The organism is Sphingomonas sp. (assembly GCF_025353885.1).
Lineage (GTDB): Bacteria > Pseudomonadota > Alphaproteobacteria > Sphingomonadales > Sphingomonadaceae > Sphingomonas_O.
The window spans coordinates 55,559-74,154 of sequence record NZ_JANXNX010000115.1; the positions used below are offsets into that span (position 1 = coordinate 55,559).

Annotated in this window: 23 protein-coding genes and 1 tRNA gene; 17 read left to right on the forward strand and 7 right to left on the reverse strand. The window is 60.8% G+C overall.

Features of this window, described 5'->3' with window-relative positions:
* Positions 1-92: 92 nt before the first annotated feature.
* From Q0R02_RS13430 to Q0R02_RS13440, 3 genes are all read right to left on the reverse strand, one after another.
* Positions 93-1,136 (reverse strand): hypothetical protein, encoded by a 1,044-nt coding sequence (locus tag Q0R02_RS13430; RefSeq protein ID WP_293884295.1) that lies wholly within the window; start codon positions 1,134-1,136, stop codon positions 93-95.
* Between the two features lie 73 nt (positions 1,137-1,209).
* A complete protein-coding gene (locus Q0R02_RS13435) occupies positions 1,210-1,671 on the reverse strand; it encodes a hypothetical protein (RefSeq protein WP_293884297.1) in 462 nt (153 codons plus the stop codon).
* Positions 1,672-1,682: 11 nt separating this feature from the next.
* Complete coding sequence (locus Q0R02_RS13440) at positions 1,683-2,636, reverse strand: hypothetical protein (RefSeq protein ID WP_293884299.1); 954 nt, start codon at positions 2,634-2,636, stop codon at positions 1,683-1,685.
* Between the two features lie 244 nt (positions 2,637-2,880).
* Here Q0R02_RS13440 and Q0R02_RS13445 point away from each other — a divergent pair.
* Positions 2,881-2,957: transfer RNA gene (locus Q0R02_RS13445), tRNA-Asp, on the forward strand.
* A 37-nt stretch (positions 2,958-2,994) separates the two neighbouring features.
* Here the strand turns inward: Q0R02_RS13445 and Q0R02_RS13450 are convergent.
* The 4 genes from Q0R02_RS13450 to Q0R02_RS13465 form a co-directional block, all read right to left on the reverse strand.
* Positions 2,995-3,216: a DUF2842 domain-containing protein gene (locus Q0R02_RS13450; RefSeq protein WP_293884301.1), complete on the reverse strand. Its 222-nt coding sequence runs from the start codon at positions 3,214-3,216 to the stop codon at positions 2,995-2,997.
* On the reverse strand, positions 3,201-3,803 hold the full coding sequence (locus Q0R02_RS13455) for a 5-formyltetrahydrofolate cyclo-ligase (protein ID WP_293884303.1): 603 nt from the start codon (positions 3,801-3,803) through the stop codon (positions 3,201-3,203). Before Q0R02_RS13455 ends, Q0R02_RS13450 begins: the two co-directional genes overlap by 16 nt.
* Positions 3,804-3,957: 154 nt before the next feature.
* On the reverse strand, positions 3,958-4,272 hold the full coding sequence (locus tag Q0R02_RS13460; protein ID WP_293884305.1) for a cell division protein ZapA: 315 nt from the start codon (positions 4,270-4,272) through the stop codon (positions 3,958-3,960).
* On the reverse strand, positions 4,272-4,478 hold the full coding sequence (locus Q0R02_RS13465) for a hypothetical protein (RefSeq protein ID WP_293884307.1): 207 nt from the start codon (positions 4,476-4,478) through the stop codon (positions 4,272-4,274). Before Q0R02_RS13465 ends, Q0R02_RS13460 begins: the two co-directional genes overlap by 1 nt.
* A gap of 134 nt (positions 4,479-4,612) precedes the next feature.
* Here Q0R02_RS13465 and tkt point away from each other — a divergent pair, with 134 nt between their 5' ends.
* The 16 genes from tkt to nuoF form a co-directional block, all read left to right on the forward strand.
* Positions 4,613-6,589, forward strand: a complete 1,977-nt coding sequence (gene tkt / locus Q0R02_RS13470) for a transketolase (RefSeq protein WP_293884309.1) — start codon at positions 4,613-4,615, stop codon at positions 6,587-6,589.
* Entirely contained in the window at positions 6,586-7,596 is a 1,011-nt protein-coding gene (gene gap / locus Q0R02_RS13475) for a type I glyceraldehyde-3-phosphate dehydrogenase (protein WP_293884311.1), read from the forward strand. The genes tkt and gap overlap by 4 nt, the downstream gene beginning before the upstream one ends.
* A 2-nt stretch (positions 7,597-7,598) precedes the next feature.
* Entirely contained in the window at positions 7,599-8,798 is a 1,200-nt protein-coding gene (gene pgk / locus Q0R02_RS13480; RefSeq protein ID WP_293884313.1) for a phosphoglycerate kinase, read from the forward strand.
* Between the two features lie 79 nt (positions 8,799-8,877).
* Positions 8,878-9,786, forward strand: coding sequence for a class I fructose-bisphosphate aldolase (locus tag Q0R02_RS13485; protein ID WP_293884314.1), 909 nt, complete (start codon positions 8,878-8,880; stop codon positions 9,784-9,786).
* Positions 9,786-10,475 (forward strand): thiamine phosphate synthase, encoded by a 690-nt coding sequence (gene thiE / locus Q0R02_RS13490; RefSeq protein WP_293884327.1) that lies wholly within the window; start codon positions 9,786-9,788, stop codon positions 10,473-10,475. Before Q0R02_RS13485 ends, thiE begins: the two co-directional genes overlap by 1 nt.
* A gap of 455 nt (positions 10,476-10,930) precedes the next feature.
* Entirely contained in the window at positions 10,931-11,830 is a 900-nt protein-coding gene (locus Q0R02_RS13495; protein WP_293884328.1) for a L,D-transpeptidase family protein, read from the forward strand.
* Positions 11,831-11,858: 28 nt separating this feature from the next.
* A complete protein-coding gene (locus tag Q0R02_RS13500; protein ID WP_293884316.1) occupies positions 11,859-12,428 on the forward strand; it encodes a M23 family metallopeptidase in 570 nt (189 codons plus the stop codon).
* Positions 12,429-12,491: 63 nt separating this feature from the next.
* A complete protein-coding gene (efp, locus tag Q0R02_RS13505; RefSeq protein ID WP_293884317.1) occupies positions 12,492-13,058 on the forward strand; it encodes an elongation factor P in 567 nt (188 codons plus the stop codon).
* Between the two features lie 3 nt (positions 13,059-13,061).
* On the forward strand, positions 13,062-13,874 hold the full coding sequence (locus Q0R02_RS13510) for an inositol monophosphatase family protein (RefSeq protein ID WP_293884318.1): 813 nt from the start codon (positions 13,062-13,064) through the stop codon (positions 13,872-13,874).
* Positions 13,875-13,994: 120 nt separating this feature from the next.
* Positions 13,995-14,384: an NADH-quinone oxidoreductase subunit A gene (locus Q0R02_RS13515; protein ID WP_293884319.1), complete on the forward strand. Its 390-nt coding sequence runs from the start codon at positions 13,995-13,997 to the stop codon at positions 14,382-14,384.
* Positions 14,375-14,938, forward strand: a complete 564-nt coding sequence (locus Q0R02_RS13520; protein WP_293884320.1) for an NADH-quinone oxidoreductase subunit B family protein — start codon at positions 14,375-14,377, stop codon at positions 14,936-14,938. Before Q0R02_RS13515 ends, Q0R02_RS13520 begins: the two co-directional genes overlap by 10 nt.
* The gene (locus tag Q0R02_RS13525) at positions 14,935-15,732 is read left to right on the forward strand and encodes an NADH-quinone oxidoreductase subunit C (protein ID WP_293884321.1); all 798 of its coding nucleotides are present in this window, start codon (positions 14,935-14,937) and stop codon (positions 15,730-15,732) included. Before Q0R02_RS13520 ends, Q0R02_RS13525 begins: the two co-directional genes overlap by 4 nt.
* Positions 15,732-16,967, forward strand: a complete 1,236-nt coding sequence (locus Q0R02_RS13530) for an NADH-quinone oxidoreductase subunit D (RefSeq protein ID WP_293884322.1) — start codon at positions 15,732-15,734, stop codon at positions 16,965-16,967. Before Q0R02_RS13525 ends, Q0R02_RS13530 begins: the two co-directional genes overlap by 1 nt.
* Positions 16,964-17,212, forward strand: a complete 249-nt coding sequence (locus Q0R02_RS13535) for a hypothetical protein (protein ID WP_293884323.1) — start codon at positions 16,964-16,966, stop codon at positions 17,210-17,212. The genes Q0R02_RS13530 and Q0R02_RS13535 overlap by 4 nt, the downstream gene beginning before the upstream one ends.
* Positions 17,205-17,846: an NAD(P)H-dependent oxidoreductase subunit E gene (locus Q0R02_RS13540; RefSeq protein ID WP_293884324.1), complete on the forward strand. Its 642-nt coding sequence runs from the start codon at positions 17,205-17,207 to the stop codon at positions 17,844-17,846. Before Q0R02_RS13535 ends, Q0R02_RS13540 begins: the two co-directional genes overlap by 8 nt.
* On the forward strand, positions 17,839-18,596 hold a 758-nt coding region (nuoF, locus tag Q0R02_RS13545; RefSeq protein ID WP_293884325.1), incomplete at its 3' end, for an NADH-quinone oxidoreductase subunit NuoF. The genes Q0R02_RS13540 and nuoF, both read left to right, overlap by 8 nt.

Sequence of the window (18,596 nt, forward strand, 5' to 3'; positions counted from 1 at the left end):
AAGCCGCAAGTGGCGTCACTGTCGAAAGGCAGCGACGCCACGCGCAGCAAGCCGGCAGCACGCTTTCCCCAAAGCATGCTGCCGGCTGCGCGTCAGTTTATGGTCGTGCGAAAGTAGAGCGTCCTTGTGGTGCCCGCAGGAACAGTTGAAATCGTGCCGGAAACTGTCGTCCCAGCGATCGTCCCGCTGTTCGTGCCGCCGGAGCACGTGCCCGCCGTCGAATTGATGAAGATGCCGGTGCCGTCATAGGTCGTCTGCGATGGCAGCGGATCGCTGATCGCGACGCCCGATGCGTCGGCGCCGCCAGCGGCGTTGCTCACCAGGATGCAATAAGAAACCACGGCACCCGGGATCATTTTAGGATTGGTCGTGCCGTTCAGCGGGTCCGAGACGATCGTCGCCGTCTTCGTGACGCTCAGTGCAGCAGCAGATACGGTATAATCGTTCTTGGCGGAGAACAGGCCGTCGCGGGCAGCATCGGTCGCGCCCGCCGTATCGGCAAATACCGTGTCCATCAGGGCAGTATTCGCGCCGACAGTTTCGGTCAGCACGGCACCCTGGCTGCCAGCGGTGCCGCCATTGTCTGCTTGTGCTGTAAGCGTGACAGCGGCAACGTCGTTGGTGGCGCGCCCGATCGGGATGTTGACCACGACGAAGACGGTTTTCGAACTATCCGCTGCAACTTCGTCAAGATAGGTGATGACGGTATCGGTCGCCGCATTGAAAGTGCCGTCGCCATTGTCGAGATAAAAGATCGGGCTCGTCACGTCGAAATTGTCCGTGCCGCCATGTGGGGCAGCGCCGCCGACTTGCTGGGCCAGCGACAGGCCGAAATCGAGCGTCGCGTTAGAAGTGTTGGTCACGGTGAAGGTCGTGACGGCGGCCATCTGGCCGGGTGACACGTTGGTCGTTGTCGTGCCGACAGGCGCAACCGTCAGCGTGATCTTTCGATCGACCACGAACGTGTTCGACGCGTTGATCGCCGTCTGCGCGACGGCGCCGACGTTGTAGTTGACCACCACGTTGTTAACGATATTAGACCCGGCGGCTGTTCCCGCAGCAAAGGCCGGGCCCGAGCCCAGCGCTGTCAAGGCAATGGCACTGGCAGCAGCCAGGAATTTGGTCATGGTCTTCATCTCGAATTCTCTTTCCTAATCCAGTTCATGATGCCATCCCCCACCGCCGGCATCGAAAAGGCGGAATTCTCAATTACTTAACGGAACCTCTGAAGCTCAGTTTGCCGGTGCCACCGATCGCAATCGGTGCTTTCAATATCCAGCGAACATGCGTGACATCCTCGGGCAAAGCGGCGCGCGATGCGCCCGCGGTGGAAACCCGCAGCGTGCCGAGAGACCCCCAGCTTTTCCCGCCATCGACCGAATAGCTGGCCCCCGCGTCGGCGGTGCTGTCGAAGGCGACGCCGGCCGGGATGGGGTTGGTCACCGTGAAATTGGTTGCGGGTGTCTTGCCCTGATTGCGATAGCTCAGCACGAACACCAGCTTTGCGCCCGGCGGCACCGACTTGGGCTGCTCGAGCGTGACTTTCACTTTGCCACCGGACCGAGGAACCGCGCGCTCGACGAACATCGCGCTGGTCAGCGCAACGTCATTGGCAGCAAGCGCAGCGGCAGGTGTCGAAAGCGCAAACAAAGCGAGAATAAGTCTGATCACCGGTCTAATTCCTAATTGATCTTGGTTTTGAAAGTGACGGTTCGCGTCTGGCCAGCGGCTACGCCACCGAACCGCGCGGCGATCGCCGTGCCCGAAAATTCCCCGGCGTCGCTGTCCGTGGCGTCGGTCAGCGCCGCGCCCTGAAGCGTCAGGCTGCCGACGACGTAGGTTGTGGCGGCAGGGATGGGATCAGTCACGGCCAGGTTAGACAGCGCACCGCTGCCCGAAACCGTCGCAACCAGAGTGTATGTGATCACCGATCCAGGGACTGATCGCGTGCCGCCGAACGGATCGGCGATGGTTGCGCTTTTCACGAACGAAACCGTCGCCGCGCTGACGATATAAAAACCCTTGTCGCGCCCGACGCCTGTGGAGGTGCCGATCACGGCATCGCCGCCGCCATCGCCAACACCCGTAAAGACGGTCCCGGCGGGGCCGGTGCCCGTTACCGCGGTTGCTGTCAGGTCGGTCTGGCCACGCTGGCCATCGGTGGCTGTCCCGGGAATGGTCGACAGTATGAACGCGCGGATCGACCCGTCGGCCGCGAGGACGGGATCGTTCGACCCGGCGGCATAGACCGTGTCGACGCCCGCGTCGTAAACACCGTTGTGATTGGTATCGAGGACGATCGAAGTGGTCGATGGATCGAACGCGTCGCCACCAATCGCATTGACCGGGGCAAGGCGAAACGCCTCTGATCCGTTTCCGGTATTTGTGATGTTGAAACTGAGAATCTGGTTGGTGCCACCCGAAAAGGCGCTGACGTCGCCGGGGTCGGCAGACGCCACCTTCACGTTAATGACTTCATCGACTTTCAGGTCGACCTTGTTCGACGGTACCGAAACCGGCTGGCCGACCGAATTGGTGTACGTTGCCGTTGCCGTATTGGTGATCGTCGTGCCGGCACTGGTTCCTGTCGCCAGCGCAGGCGCGCAAAAAACGATCGTCGTGGCCGGGATCGCCATGAGAACAACAGCTCCCAGACGTACCTTCATTATCGACCATAAAATCCCGAAATTGGGCATTTGACGTCACATCCTGCGATTGCTGAAGGACGTGATGTGACCAAAGGATGAAATATTGCGTTAAAGTGGCGTCAAAAATGTTGACGTCAGTTAAGTTCTGTTAACGAATGATGTGACTGATCCAAGCTCACTGCCTTGACAGGCTCGCGATTTGGCCTATTCGCCGCGCCTCACGCTTCTGCAAGCGGGTGTAGCTCAGTTGGTTAGAGCGCCGGCCTGTCACGCCGGAGGTCGCGGGTTCGAGTCCCGTCACTCGCGCCAGCGTGGTCCATTTTGGACCAATGCTCGGCGCACAGGTTCAGCGAAAGCGGCCGAGTTCCATCCAGCGCAGCAATGGTTTGAGCGGCATGATCCACACCGTGCCGGCGACTGCATAGAAGATGGCCTGCAATGGCCAGGCCAGCGCGCCGATGACCGGTGACAGGACGAGTATCACGACCGACCATGCCGCGATCAGCGCCAGGATGATGAACATCCCCGCTGGCTTACGCCAGCTCGGCTTGTCTATTGGCTGCGGCATCGTTCTACCTTCCTCAAATAACAATATTGCTCGGTAATGACGGCATCTAGCGTAATGTCCCACGGGCGCGTTGCAAGCTGCGGGACGCGTTGCTCCTCCCACGCGACACCAACGCGCAAAGGACGCTCATGGCAGGCAAAATACCGGTCATAATGGCCTCCGCCCTGGCCAAGCCGGTTGAGCTCGTCGTCGAATGCCAACAAAGGCACGAAGATGACGTCGGGCACGACCGCTTCAGCACGAGTGAATGGCTGCAACCCGTTCCACGGCGACTCCGTGAGGGGATCGCCCCTCGTCCATCGCCGAAACATCAGGTCCGAATCCGCTGCAAGCGCGGGAAGTGCGGTCGGCACAGGCTGTTGCGAGATGTCCATACCGAGTTCTGCAAGGATCAGGCCGGGGTCCGGCTCACCCGACATCGCTGAATACAGACCGATCAGGTGACTGCCGGTGATCTGCGTGACAACAGCTGGCGGAAGCACCGCCGCGCGCCAAACTTGTTCCTTATCAAGACGTTGGCGCACTTTCCTCATCGACTTGCGAAGCGCGGCCAGCGCATCGTTGGGGAAAAGTGGCGGGACCGCCATGGTCGTTTGCTCCGGAATATCCTCTGACGCCAAGTACGTCAGGTGGGAACCATATAAGCAGGCCAGGGCCTGATCAGGGACAGCTCCCTTGGATGATGAATCGCCTCAGGGATTTTCTACGAGCTCGTGCCGGGCAGTGCCCACCGTCCCTAACTTAGGCGTTAACGGTGCCGCCCTCAAGTGCGTCGGCCACGCCCTCTAGCCGAAAAGCCAGTTTACTCAGCGCAGCGGCGATTTCCGTGCCGACCGGGGCGGTCGGCACCGCTGCGGCCTGCTCGGCAAATTCGTCGGCCAGCAACAAAGCCGCAAAAAGCATCTGCCGCACCTCGTTCATGCCTCCGACGGCTGCGCGTGCCTCCTCAGCCTTGCGGTTGACGTGCTGCGCCAGCGTCCGCAAATGGTCCTCGCCACCGTCGCGACAGGCGATGACATAGCTTCGTCCGCCAACCTGCAAGTCGACCTCGGCCATCAGTTCGTCCTCTCGTTCGTGCCGATCTGTGCAATCACCGATTCCAGGCTGGCCAGGGCCGCCTGGGTACGTGTGCGTAGCGCAAGATAGCGCGAATCGCTGTCGGGCACGCCCGGGATCTGGCGTCGTGCCACAGCGGCAGCCTCGATCCGGGCCATGGCAAGATTAATCCGGTCGAGCAGGGCAATAACGGTGGTTTCGGTCATTCGGTGTGAATAGCATGGCAATCGGAACGGGCAATACAGCAGCAATCCGGTTGGCAAGTTGACGCCTGCGTTCCCCCGCGACAAATGAACGCGCCGTCGCATCGGAGCGACTCGGGGCCAAAGGTGCGATACTAATGAGCGTAACGCCGCGCAGACTTGCCAACGCCATTCGCGCATTAGCGATGGATGCAGTGGAGGCCGCCAATTCGGGTCATCCCGGTATGCCGATGGGGATGGCCGACGTGGCGACCGTCCTGTTCTCGAAATACCTGAAGTTCGATCCGAAAGCGCCAAAATGGCCTGACCGCGACCGGTTCGTCCTGTCCGCTGGCCATGGCTCGATGCTGGTTTACGCAACGCTTTATTTGAGCGGCTATGATGCGCCGACGATGGACGATATTCGTAACTTCCGGCAGATCGGAAGTCCCTGTGCAGGCCATCCTGAAAACTTCGAACTCCCGGGGATCGAGACTACGACGGGGCCGCTGGGGCAGGGGTTCGCGACCGCTGTCGGCATGGCCATCGCCGAACGACATCTGAACGCGGTATTCGGGGACGCGCTTGTCGACCACCACACCTGGGTTATCGCTGGCGACGGTTGCCTGATGGAGGGTATCAATCACGAGGCGGTAGGACTTGCCGGGCATCTTGGTCTCGGTCGCTTGATCGTGTTGTGGGACGATAATCGCATCACGATCGACGGCGCGACGAGCCTGTCCACCAGCGAGGACATTCCCGCGCGATATCGGGCCAGCGGGTGGCATGTCGTCGCGTGCGACGGTCACGATCCCGACGATATTGCCCGTGCTTTCGACGCCGCGATCGCCGATCCGCGGCCGACGCTGGTCGCCTGCCGGACGATCATCGGCAAGGGTGCGCCGAACAAGCAGGGGACGTCCGCAACGCATGGTGCCGCATTAGGCGCGGCGGAAGTTGCCGCTGCGCGCGCGACGCTCGAATGGCCGGATGCGCCATTTGTTATTCCCGACGATATCCTGACAGAATGGCGCAGCTTCGGCGAAGCGGGTGCGCAGGCTCGGGCCGAGTGGGACGCGCGTCTCGCCGCAAGCCCTTCAGCGGCGGAGTTCAGACGGCGGATGAGTGGTGAGGCCGCAGGTGATTCGGTCATTCAGGATTTCATGGCGGATTTGCTGGCCAAGCCGGCCAATGTTGCGTCGCGAAAGTCTTCTGAAATGGTCCTTGGGGCGATCACCGAGGCAATGCCCGAAACGATCGGCGGTTCGGCTGATCTTACGGGTTCGAACAATACCAAAACATCGTCCACCAAGCCACTGACGAAGGACGATTATTCCGGTCGTTACATTTATTACGGTATCCGCGAGTTCGGGATGTCAGCAGCGATGAACGGGATGGCGTTGCACGGCGGGATTATCCCGTATGGCGGCACGTTCCTGGTGTTCTCCGATTATTGTCGCGCCGCCATCAGGCTGTCGGCATTGCAGCAGGCGCGCGTCATTTATGTGATGACCCACGACTCGATCGGACTGGGCGAAGATGGCCCGACCCATCAGCCGGTCGAACATGTCATGTCGCTCCGGCTGATTCCGAACCTTCATGTCTATCGTCCCTGCGACGCCATTGAAGTGGCAGAGTGCTGGGCACTGGCTTTGGCCCGGACGGAGGGGCCTTCGCTGTTGGCGCTGTCACGTCAAAACCTTCCGCAAGTACGTGTCGGGATTGAAGAAAATATGTGCGCCAAGGGTGGGTATGTGTTGCGACGCGCCAATGCCGCCCGTCGCGTCCTGCTGCTGGCGACCGGTTCCGAAGTGTCGCTGGCGATCGAAGTGGCCGACCGCCTGGAAGAGCACGGCATCGGTGCTGACGTGATTTCCCTGCCTAGTTGGGAAAACTTTCAATCACAATCGCAGGCTTATCGCGATGAGGTGTTGCCCGCGGGTCCGCTGCGCGTATCGATCGAGGCGGGGACCACCTTCGGATGGGAACGCCATGTTCGCGATGGCTTGCGTTTTGGCGTAGACGGATTTGGCGCATCGGCACCGATTGACGATCTTTACCGGCATTTCGGCCTGACCGCAGACGCGATCACGCCGCAGATTATCGAAAAACTCGAAGGGACTACAAACACATGACCGTCAAAGTTGCGATTAACGGATTCGGACGCATTGGACGTCTTGTGGCACGCGCCATCCTCGAGCGGCCCGATTGCGGACTGGAACTCGTGGCCATCAATGACCTGGGTGACGCAAAATCGAATGCGATGCTGTTCAAGCGCGATTCGGTCCACGGTGCGTATCCCGGGAGCGTCGAGGCTGATGGCCAGGATCTCGTCATCGACGGCAAGCGGATCAAGGTGACGGCGGAGCGCGATCCCGCCAACCTGCCGCACAGCGCCAATGGTGTCGATATTGCGCTTGAATGCACAGGCTTTTTTACCGATCGGGGTGATGCGCAAAAGCATCTGGATGCCGGTGCCAAGCGCGTTCTGATCTCGGCTCCGGGCAAGGGTGTCGACTTGACCGTCGTCTATGGCGTGAACCATGAAAAGCTGACCGCTGATCACGTCATCGTGTCGAATGCGTCCTGCACGACGAATTGCCTCGCGCCGGTCGCCAAGGTGCTGAACGATGCGCTGGGCATCGAACACGGTCTCATGACGACGATCCATGCCTATACGAACGACCAGAAAATCCTCGACCAGATTCACCCTGACATGCGCCGCGCCCGCGCCGCCGCGATGTCGATTATCCCGACGACGACGGGTGCCGCGCGTGCCGTTGGTGAGGTTCTGCCCGAACTGAAGGGCAAGCTGGATGGCTCGGCGGTCCGTGTGCCCACCCCGAATGTCAGCCTGATCGACCTGACCTTCGTGCCGTCGCGCGAGACGAGCAAGGAAGAGGTCAACGCAATCCTGAAATCTGCTTCGGAATCAGGGCCTTTGAAGGGTATCCTTGCCTATACCGATGAGCCGCTGGTGTCGGTCGATCTCAACCATAATCCGGTGTCCTCAACCGTCGACAGCCTGGAAACGGCCGTGATCGGCGGCAAGCTGGTTCGCGTCGTCAGTTGGTATGATAACGAATGGGGCTTTTCCAACCGGATGGTCGATACCGCCGGTGCCATCGGCAAGTTGATCTGACGATGGCGACGTTCAAAACTCTCGACGACATTGGCGATGTTCGTGGCAAGCGGGTGCTCGTGCGAGAGGATTTGAATGCGCCGATGGATGGTGCGAAGATCACTGACGACAGCAGGTTACGGGCGGCGGTCCCGACGTTGGCGGAATTATCGGACGCCGGGGCGGTGGTGCTGGTGCTGACCCATATCGGCAGGCCGCGTGCTGGTGGCGATCCGCGACTTTCGACCGCGCTGATGTGCAATCGGCTTGCCAGCCTGCTGGGACGCGAGGTGATGTTTGTCAGCGATTGCGTGGGGGCAAGCGTGGCCTCTGCCCTCGCCCTGCTCCAGCCCGGAGCGATCGCCTTGCTTGAAAATACACGGTTCCATGCTGGCGAGGAGGCGAACGACCCCGCTTTCGTCGCTGAGTTGGCCAAATCGGGCGATCTGTACGTCAACGATGCGTTCTCAGCGGCCCACCGCGCCCATGCGTCCACCGAGGGGCTGGCGCACATGCTGCCGGCATTTGCCGGTCGCGCGATGGAGGCCGAACTCGACGCCCTGCAAAAGGCGTTGGGCAACCCCGAACATCCCGTTGCGGCCGTTGTCGGCGGTGCGAAAGTTTCAACCAAGCTGGCCGTGCTGGAACACCTTGTCGCCCAAGTCGATCATTTGATCATCGGTGGCGGCATGGCGAACACGTTCCTGGCGGCGCGTGGTGTCTACGTCGGCAAATCACTGTGCGAACATGACCTCGTCGACACGGCCAACCGGATTTTCGACGCCGCGGACGTAGCGGGCTGTACCGTCCATCTGCCCTATGACGTGGTTGTCGCAAAAGAATTCCGCGCCGACCCGCCGACCCGCACCGTCAACGTCCATGAGGTCTGCGAGGACGAAATGATCCTCGACATAGGGCCTGCTGCCGTCGAAGCGCTGGGCGATGTCCTCAAAAACTGTCGCACCCTGGTATGGAATGGGCCCCTCGGGGCGTTCGAGACACCGCCCTTCGATAGGGCCACCGTCGCGCTGGCACGCACTGCCGCCGCCTTGACGCGCGACGGCTCGCTGATTTCGGTTGCTGGCGGCGGAGATACCGTCGCTGCGCTCAACCAAGCTGGCTGCGCCGACGATTTCACCTTTGTATCGAGTGCGGGTGGCGCTTTCCTTGAGTGGATGGAAGGCCGGGTCCTGCCCGGCGTCGCTGCGTTGTCGCAAGGCTGATCGAGAGAGCGTTGGACATTGCAGTGCAGCATGGCTTTCGCTATCCGCGCTGAAAACTGAGTAACTTAAGGGAATAACGATGACACCGACTGTCAAAGCAATCCTCGCCAACTATGAATCGGACAATCCGGGGACGAAGGGCAATCTCGCGCGTATCCTGATGCAAGGAAAGCTCGGCGGGACGGGGAAACTGATCATCTTGCCGGTCGATCAAGGCTTTGAGCACGGCCCTGCGCGCAGTTTCTCGGTCAATCCAGACGCCTATGACCCGCATTACCATTACCAGATCGCCATCGACGCAGGGCTCTCGGCTTATGCCGCGCCCCTCGGTCCGCTCGAAGCCGGGGCCGACACGTTCGCGGGCCAGATCCCCACAATCCTGAAGGTCAATTCGGCCAACAGCTGGGCCACTGAAGTCGATCAGGCGGTCACCGGCACGGTGGACGATGCGCTTCGCCTCGGTTGCGCCGCGATCGGCTTCACCATCTATCCGGGCGCCGAGGGCGTGTTCGAAATGATGGAAGAAATCCGCGAGATGTCGGCTCAGGCCAAGGCGGTTGGCATTGCCACGGTCATCTGGTCCTACCCACGCGGCGGCAAATTAAGCAAAAAGGGTGAACTGGCGCTCGACGTCGGTGCCTATGCCGCGCACATGGCCGCGCTGCTGGGGGCGCACATCATCAAGGTGAAACTGTCGACCGATCACATCGAGCAGGAGGATGCCAAGGCGGCCTATGCGAACGGTGACTGGTCCACCCAGGCCAAGCGCGTTGCCCACGTCGTCCAGGCAAGCTTTGCCGGTCGCCGGATTGTCGTATTTTCGGGCGGCGCGGCAAAGGGTGCCGACGCCGTTTATCAGGACGCGCGCGATATTCGCGATGGTGGCGGTAATGGTTCGATCATTGGTCGCAACACTTTCCAGCGACCGCGTGCCGACGCGCTGGCGATGCTCGAAAAGCTGGTCCGCATCTACAAGTGCGAAGAGTGATCCCCGAAATCTCGAACGAAGACGACCTGCCGCCGCTCGGTGCCGATTTCGGGGAGCGGTTTGCGCGCGAGCGGCGTCCGGCATGTCAGTTGTATCTGATTTCCCCGCCCGCGATCGATACCGCGTTCACCGAACAGCTGATCCGCGCAATCGGTGAAGGTCCCGTCGCGGCCTTTCAGCTGCGGCTCAAGGGGCTTGACGACCACGCGATTGCCGCACTCGCCCCGCCGCTCCAGCGTGCCTGTGCCGATGCCGGGGTTGCGTTCATTATCAACGACAGCATCGGTCTGGCCAAGCGGCTCGGTGCCGATGGCGTCCATCTGGGGCAGGATGACGGAGATCCGCGCGAGGCCCGGGAGATACTCGGCAAGGATGTGCAGATCGGGGTGACGTGTCACGACAGCCGACACCTGGCGATGGAAGCCGGGGAAGCAGGCGCCGATTATGTTGCCTTTGGTGCCTTTTATCAGACAGCGACCAAGGAAACGTCGCACCGGCCCGACCCTGCGATCCTGACATGGTGGCAGACGTTGTTTGGCGCGCCGTGCGTGGCAATCGGCGGCATCACGCCCGAAAACGCCCGTCCTTTGATCGACGCGGGGGCCGACTTTCTGGCGGTCAGCAGCGCGGTCTGGTCAGGCGACCCTGCTGAGCGGGTCCGCGCCTTTGCCAAGGTCCTCCGCGGCTGAAAAGGAGCAACGCTCGTGCGCGCCCAGCTCATTGTCGATATACCGTCGCGCGAACACGTCGGGATCGGGCACGGAGCCATGTTGGCGTGAAATAGCGCAGGTCTCTCCGAAATGACCGGCCGCCAATGCTTCGTGGCGTTCGTATTTTGCATTGCTGCTGTTCTTGGCGGGTGAAATATCCATGATCACGCCACTAACCCCCCGGGTATTACCTGTCTTGGATAAATCCGACGCCTGCACTCGGTTCGTCGCGAAACGAAAACGGCGGTTGGGCGTTGTGGGAGTATAATCGGCAGGCAGGGGGTTGCGTGAACAAGATTGCGATTACGTTTGGGTCGGTGGTGCTGGCAACCTTAACGTCGGCAACACAGGCAGCAGCTCCTCCGAAGACGGTCGCATCCAAGACCGGCTCCCCCGTATCATCGGGTCCCGCAGTTCCAGGACCCGACCGCTTTATCCTCCACGTTCAGGTTATTCTCGACAAGCTTGGGTTCGCGCCAGGCGTGCTCGACGGAAAGGGCGGCCAATCGCTCGTGGCTGCGCTCAAGGGGTTCCAGACCGCCAATGGGCTGAACGTATCGGGCAAGACCGATCCCGAAACGCTGCGGGCGCTTTACCCCTATCGCGACTGGCGGCCGACTGTGACGCTGGCGCTTAGTGCCGACGTGCTGGCCGGACCTTTCCTCAACCCGCTTCCCAAGGATCCGCTCGAACAGGCCAAACTGCCTGCAATCGGTTACCGCAACGCGATCGAGGCGCTGGCCGAGCGTTTCCATACCACTCCCGATACGCTGGTGGCGCTGAACGCACCGGGGACGCGGCTGGCCGTCGGCACGCGAATGGTGTTTCCCAATGCCTTGCCGACGTCACGCGCCTATGAAGTAAAGGATGCGACATGGTTGGCGACGCTCCAGTCGCTGAACGTCGGTGCGATCCAGCCCAAGGCTATGCGCGTCGTCGTCGATAAATCTGAAAGCGTCCTGAAGGTCTATGACGACAAGGATCGTCTGGTCGCGCAATTCCCGGCAACGATGGGATCAACGCACGACCCGCTGCCGATCGGAACTTGGACGATCAAGGGCATCTCGTACAATCCGAAGTTTCACTACAACGCTTCGCTGTTCTGGGATGCCAACGACAAGGATAAAAAAGCGGTGCTGCCTCCCGGACCAAATGGTCCCGTCGGCGTCGTCTGGATCGACCTGTCGAAACCGCACTATGGCATTCACGGCACACCGTCGCCCGAAACGATCGGCCGTGCGGAAAGCCACGGGTGCATTCGCCTGACCAACTGGGACGCCGCGCGCCTTGCCCTGATGGTAAAGTCTGGAGTGCCTGCTGTTTTTCAGCCATGAGTAGGGGCAGGACTTTGGGGGCTGCATCATGAACCGCATTGGGTGGACTTTTCTGACGCTGTTGGCATTGATCGTCGGCGGGTTTCTCTTCATGGTGCATCCCAGCCGTCTGACCCGTGCGTCGCCGCCTTCGGCCCCTGCCACCGTTGCCGATGCGACGTTGCTGATCCCCGTCGCGGGCATCGGCAAAAACGGCTTGACCGATAGCTACACCGACCCGCGCGGTGACGGCACCCGCGATCATCGCGCGATCGACATCATGGCCGCGCAGGGAACGCCCGTCCTCGCCGCCGCCGCCGGGCGGGTCGAAAAACTGTTCGACAGTGCGGCGGGCGGGCACACGATCTACATTCGCACGCCCGATCGAAAACAGTCGCATTATTACGCGCATCTCGACCGCTATGCCGAGGGGCTTCATGAAGGGCGGGCGGTCGCGCAAGGCGACATGATCGCCTTTGTTGGGAGCACGGGTGACGCCGATCCGGGGGCTCCGCATCTGCATTTTGCGATCCACGAGATGGCCCCGACTGACAAGTGGTATGAGGGCAGACCGGTCGATCCTTATCCCTACCTTGCCGGAAAAGCACCGACCCGCTAGAGGCGCGCGCTCGCTCTTTGAAGTTCCAACGCTCCCGCAGTGCCGGGCCACAGGTGAAATCCCATGAAGATCAATGCGGTCGAAATCCGTCCCGGCAACATCCTCGAATACGAAAACGGCCTGTGGCGCGCGGTGAAAATCCAGCACACCCAGCCGGGCAAGGGCGGGGCCTATATGCAGGTCGAACTGAAAAACTTGATCGACGGGCGCAAGAACAATATCCGGTTCCGCAGTGCCGAGACGGTGGAGAAGGTGCGGCTCGATACCAAGGACTTTCAGTTCCTGTTCGCCGATGGCGATGCGCTGACCTTCATGGACAAGGACAATTACGACCAGGTCACGCTCGATCGCGGTATTCTCGGCGATGCGGCGGCCTTCCTTCAGGACGGCATGGACGTGGTCATGGAAACCTATGACGACAAGCCGATTTCGGTGCAGCTGCCCGACACGATCGAGGCGCTGATCGTCGAGGCCGACGCTGTCGTGAAGGGGCAGACCGCTTCATCATCCTACAAACCCGCTGTCCTCGAAAACGGTATCCGCGTCATGGTCCCGCCGCATATCGGTGCCGGCACACGCATTGTGGTGGATGTCTATGAGCAGACCTATGTAAAGCGGGCTGAGGGCTGAGCGATGGTTTCCCATTCCGGCCTGATGACGATCATGGACCGCGCGGTCCGCAAGGCCGCACCGCGTCTCCGTCGCGATTTCAATGAAGTCCAGCAATTGCAGGTCAGCCGCAAGGGCCCAGCGGATTTCGTGTCGATGGCCGACAAACGCGCCGAGGATGCGATCTACACCGAACTGAACCATGCGCGGCCCGACTGGGCGCTGCTGATGGAGGAAAGCGGTGAAATTCCCGGCGACCCGACCAAGCCGCGATGGATCGTGGATCCGCTCGACGGGACAACCAATTTCCTTCACGGCATTCCGCATTTCTCGATCTCGATCGCAGTCGAGGAACCGATGCCGAACGGCAAGCGCGAAATTACGTCGGGACTGATCTATCAGCCGCTGACCGACGAAAGTTTCTGGGCTGAAAAGGGGAGGGGAGCCTGGCTGATGGACCGCCGCCTGCGCGTTTCGTCGCGCCGCGACTTGCCCGATGCGCTGATCGCCACCGGGATACCGTTTCTGGGCCATGGTGACTCGGCTCAGTGGGCGCGCATCTTCGGTGCCGTTGCCCCGCAAGTTGCGGGGATCAGACGGCTCGGTTCGGCAACGCTTGACCTGGCCTGGGTTGCTGCTGGTCGGTTCGATGGCTTTTGGGAAAGCGATCTCCAGCCGTGGGACGTTGCTGCAGGTATGTTGCTGGTGCGTGAAGCCGGGGGGTTCGTTACCGATTTCCGTGGTGGTGATCGGGCAATGGAGCGCAGCGAATTCCTGGCTGCAAATGACGTTCTGCATTCGAAATTGCATAAGCTGGTGGCCGGGTCGCTGCGCTAAGCGCGCGCTACGCTTGGATCATGGCTGGAATCCCTGTGCTGCTGCGCTTGCGAAGGGGAAAACGCTGGCCTAAAGCCGCCGCTTACGGTGCAGGTCTGCCCACTTACGGAGTCGCGTTTCATGGCATCGCCGGTTTTTGCAGCAGCGGCAGGATACTTGCCGATCCTGCTGTTTCTCGGCATCGCGTTGGCCCTGTCCAGCGCGTTTGTATTCCTGCCGATGGTGGCGTCGCGTTTCACCGGTTCGCATAAGCCGACCCCGGAGAAACTCACCGAATATGAATGCGGATTTCCGGCGTTCGAGGATAGCCGCAGCCAGTTCGACGTGCGCTTTTATCTGGTCGCGATCCTGTTCATCATTTTTGATCTGGAAGCCGCCTTTCTGTTTCCATGGGCGGTGGCGCTGCACGGCATCGGCTGGCAGGGCTGGACGGCGATGATGATATTCCTTGCCGAACTGATGCTTGGCTATGCCTATGCGTGGAAGAAAGGCGCACTCGAATGGGAGTAGAACTGACCCACGCGACGCCATTGGGCGCGCCGTATGCGAACCAGCCATCCACAGGTAACGACGTCGGGTTCTTCAACGACCTGAACGGTGAATTGAACGACAAGGGTTTCCTCGTCACCTCGACCGAGGATCTTTTCCACTGGGCGCGCACCGGTTCGCTCTGGTGGATGACCTTTGGCCTGGCGTGCTGCGCGGTCGAGATGATCCATGTGAACATGCCGCGCTACGACCTCGAACGCTTCGGCGCGGCACCGCGCGCATCACCGCGTCAGTCGGACGTGATGATCGTAGCGGGCACACTTTGCAACAAGATGGCCCCGGCGCTCCGCAAGGTCTACGACCAGATGTCCGAGCCCAAATACGTCATCTCCATGGGCAGTTGCGCCAATGGAGGCGGCTATTATCATTACAGCTACAGCGTCGTGCGTGGCTGCGACCGGATCGTGCCCGTGGACATCTACGTCCCCGGTTGCCCGCCGACCGCCGAAGCCTTGCTGTATGGCATCATGCAATTGCAACGTAAAATCCGTCGCGTCGGGACGATCGAACGGTGATCAGCAGCGCTCCCGTGTATGCCCCAAACGACGGCGTCATCGAAGCCGTTACCGCGGTGCTCGGCGCGTCCTTGGTCGATGCTGTCGACCTCGTCGGCGAAGTCACGCTGACTGTCGCTCGTGATGAACTCGTCACGGTAATGACCACCCTGCGCGATGAATTGCATTACCAGCAGCTCATGGAAATCGCCGGGGTCGACTATCCCGAGCGCGAACTGCGGTTCGAGGTCGTCTATCATCTGCTGTCGCTGACCAGGAACCACCGCATCCGGGTCAAGGTGCTGACCGACGATACGCAGGCCGTGCCTTCGGTTACGGGTCTGTGGCCGGTCGCCGGCTGGCTGGAGCGTGAAGTGTTCGACATGTACGGGGTGTTGTTTAGCGGCAATTCCGACCTCCGCCGTATCCTCACCGACTACGGCTTCCGCGGCCATCCGCAGCGCAAGGACTTCCCGCTGACCGGCTATGTCGAACTCCGTTATTCCGAGGAAGCCAAGCGCGTCGTCTACGAACCTGTAAAACTCGCGCAGGACTTCCGCACGTTCGACTTTCTGTCACCGTGGGAAGGGGCCGAATATGCCCTGCCCGGCGACGAAAAAGCCGCTGTCCCCGAAGCACAAGGCGCGCCGACGCCGCTGAAAGCCGACGAAATCAAAAAGGCCGACGCCGTGGTCGCAACCCCGCCGCCGCCGACGCCAAAGACAACCGACACGCCAGCGCAGACGGGGGCAGGGGCCGCCGCGAACAAGGCCGCCAAACCCAAACGTGTTCGCAAGCCAAAGGGTGAGGCGTAATGGCCGACCATATTGAAGCCATGTTGCATGAGTCCGATGCCGCCGACCCGACCCCCGGCGACGTCGCGATCCAGAACTACACGATCAATTTCGGTCCGCAGCATCCCGCCGCCCATGGCGTGCTGCGCCTCGTGATGGAACTCGACGGCGAGATTGTCGAACGCTGCGACCCGCACATCGGCCTGCTTCATCGCGGCACCGAGAAGCTGATTGAGTACAAGACCTATTTGCAGGCGCTGCCGTATTTCGACCGGCTCGACTATTGTTCGCCGATGTGCATGGAGCATAGCTATGTACTTGCGGTCGAGAAGTTGCTCGACATCGAAGTGCCGATCCGCGCGCAATATCTCCGCGTGTTTTTTGCCGAACTGACGCGCATCATGAATCACACGCTGAACCTTGGCAGTCACGTCATGGATGTCGGCGCGATGACCCCGAACTTGTGGTTGTTCGAACTCCGCGAAGACCTGATGAACTTCTACGAGCGGGCGAGCGGAGCGCGGATGCATGCCGCCTATTTCCGGCCCGGCGGCGTTCATCAGGACGTGCCGCTGAAACTGCTGACCGACATCGCCGACTGGCTCGACACCCGCCTGCCACGCCTGTTCGAGGACGCGATTTCGCTCGTCGCCGACAACCGCATCTTCAAGCAGCGCAATGTCGATATCGGCATCGTCAGCAAGGACGACGCGGTGAAATGGGGCTTCTCCGGCCCGATGCTCCGTGGTTCGGGTATCGCCTGGGACTTGCGCAAGTCGCAGCCTTACGACGTCTATGCAAAGATGGATTTCGACGTCCCCGTCGGCACACGCGGCGATTGCTACGACCGCTTCATGGTCCGCGTCGAGGAAGTCCGCCAGTCGGCCCGCATTATGAAACAGTGCCTGAACGATATGCCCGAAGGTCCGGTTTCAAGTCAGGACCGCAAAACCGTACCACCCAAACGCGCTGAAATGAAGCGGTCGATGGAAGCACTCATCCATCATTTCAAACTCTACACCGAAGGGTTTCATGTCCCCGCCGGCGAAGTCTATGTCGCCACCGAAAGCCCCAAGGGTGAATTCGGCGTCTATCTGGTCAGCGACGGCAGTAATAAACCCTATCGCTGCAAGATTCGACCGACCGCGTTCAGCCACCTGCAGGCGATGGATTTCATGTTGAAGGGCCATATGCTCGCCGACGCGACCGCTGTTCTAGGAGCTATGGACATCGTGTTCGGGGAGTGCGACCGGTGAGTGACGCAGACTTAAACCTTACGGAACAACAAATTAAGTTTGGCATTTTCAAACTAGCGTTGGCGCTGGTGGTGACGTTCCTGTTAATTGCCTTTGCTGTTTCGCTGTTAGCCGATCACGGTCAGCAGATCGTGGTGAATTGTCTTTTGGTTGCGCTGGCGTTTGGGCTTCTGACCAACGGTACTTTGGCAATTTTTAAAATAGTTGATTGGTTCGAAGCTCGGAGGGCTCGTTCACATGTCTGACACAGCCCACATCCCCAACGAGGCTGAAACCCGCACACGCTGGGGCAACTTCGCGTGGACGCAGGCGAACGCCGCCATCGCCGATGGCATCATCGCGCGCTACCCGCCGGGTCGCCAGCAGTCGGCGGTCATGCCGCTGCTCGATCTCGCCCAGCGTCAGGTTGGTGCCGAGACCACAACGCAGGGCTGGCTCCCGGTCCCGGTGATAGAGTTCGTCGCGACCCTGCTCGGCATGCCGTACATGCGCGCCTATGAAGTCGTGACCTTCTACACGATGTACAACATCGCGCCGGTCGGTCGCTATCACGTGCAGGTTTGTGGCACCACGCCGTGCCTGTTGCGCGGGTCCGATGATGTTCTGGCCGCATGCAAGAACAAGGGCCTGTCGAAGGGCAAGACCACGCCCGACGGCATGTTCACGCTGACCGAAGTCGAGTGCCTGGGTGCCTGCGCCAATGCGCCGATGGTGCAGATCAACGATGATAATTACGAAGACCTCGACTACGACAAGACCATCGCCGTCCTCGACGCGCTGCTTCACGACCTGCCGACCAAGCCGGGTCCGCAGATCGACCGCCAGACAAGCTGCCCCGAGGGTGGCCCTACGACATTGAAGGAGATGGCGGGTGCTTGACGACAAAGACCGCATCTTCACCAACCTCTACGGCTTCCAGCCATGGCACCTGCCCGAGGCGCAAAAGCGTGGCGACTGGGATGGCACCAGGGCCATAATGGCGCGTGGGCAGGATCAGATCATCGAGGACGTGAAGGCATCGGGCCTGCGTGGACGCGGCGGCGCGGGCTTCCCGACGGGCATGAAATGGTCATTCATGCCCAAGGAGCCGAAGGACGGTCGGCCCAACTTCCTCGTCATCAATGCCGATGAATCCGAACCCGGCAGTTGCAAGGATCGCGAGATCATCCGCCACGATCCGCACAAGCTGATCGAGGGTGCGCTGATCGCCGGTTTCGCGATGCGCGCGCGCGCTGCCTATATCTACATTCGTGGCGAGTATATCCGCGAAGCCGAAGTGCTGTTCGCCGCGGTTGCCGAGGCCTATGACGAGGGCTTTATCGGCAAGAACGCCTGCGGGTCGGGCTATGATTTCGACGTGTTCGTCCACCGTGGTGCGGGTGCGTATATCTGCGGCGAAGAAACCGCGATGCTCGAAAGTCTTGAGGGCAAAAAGGGCCAGCCTCGGCTGAAACCGCCGTTCCCGGCTGGCGCGGGACTTTATGGCTGCCCGACCACGGTCAACAATGTCGAGAGCATCGCGGTTGCCCCCACGATCCTGGTGATGGAATATGTCGCCAAGTATCTCGACATGCCGGTTATCCGGGTGGTCGAGGTCGCGACCTTCTATTTCATGTACAATCTGGTCCC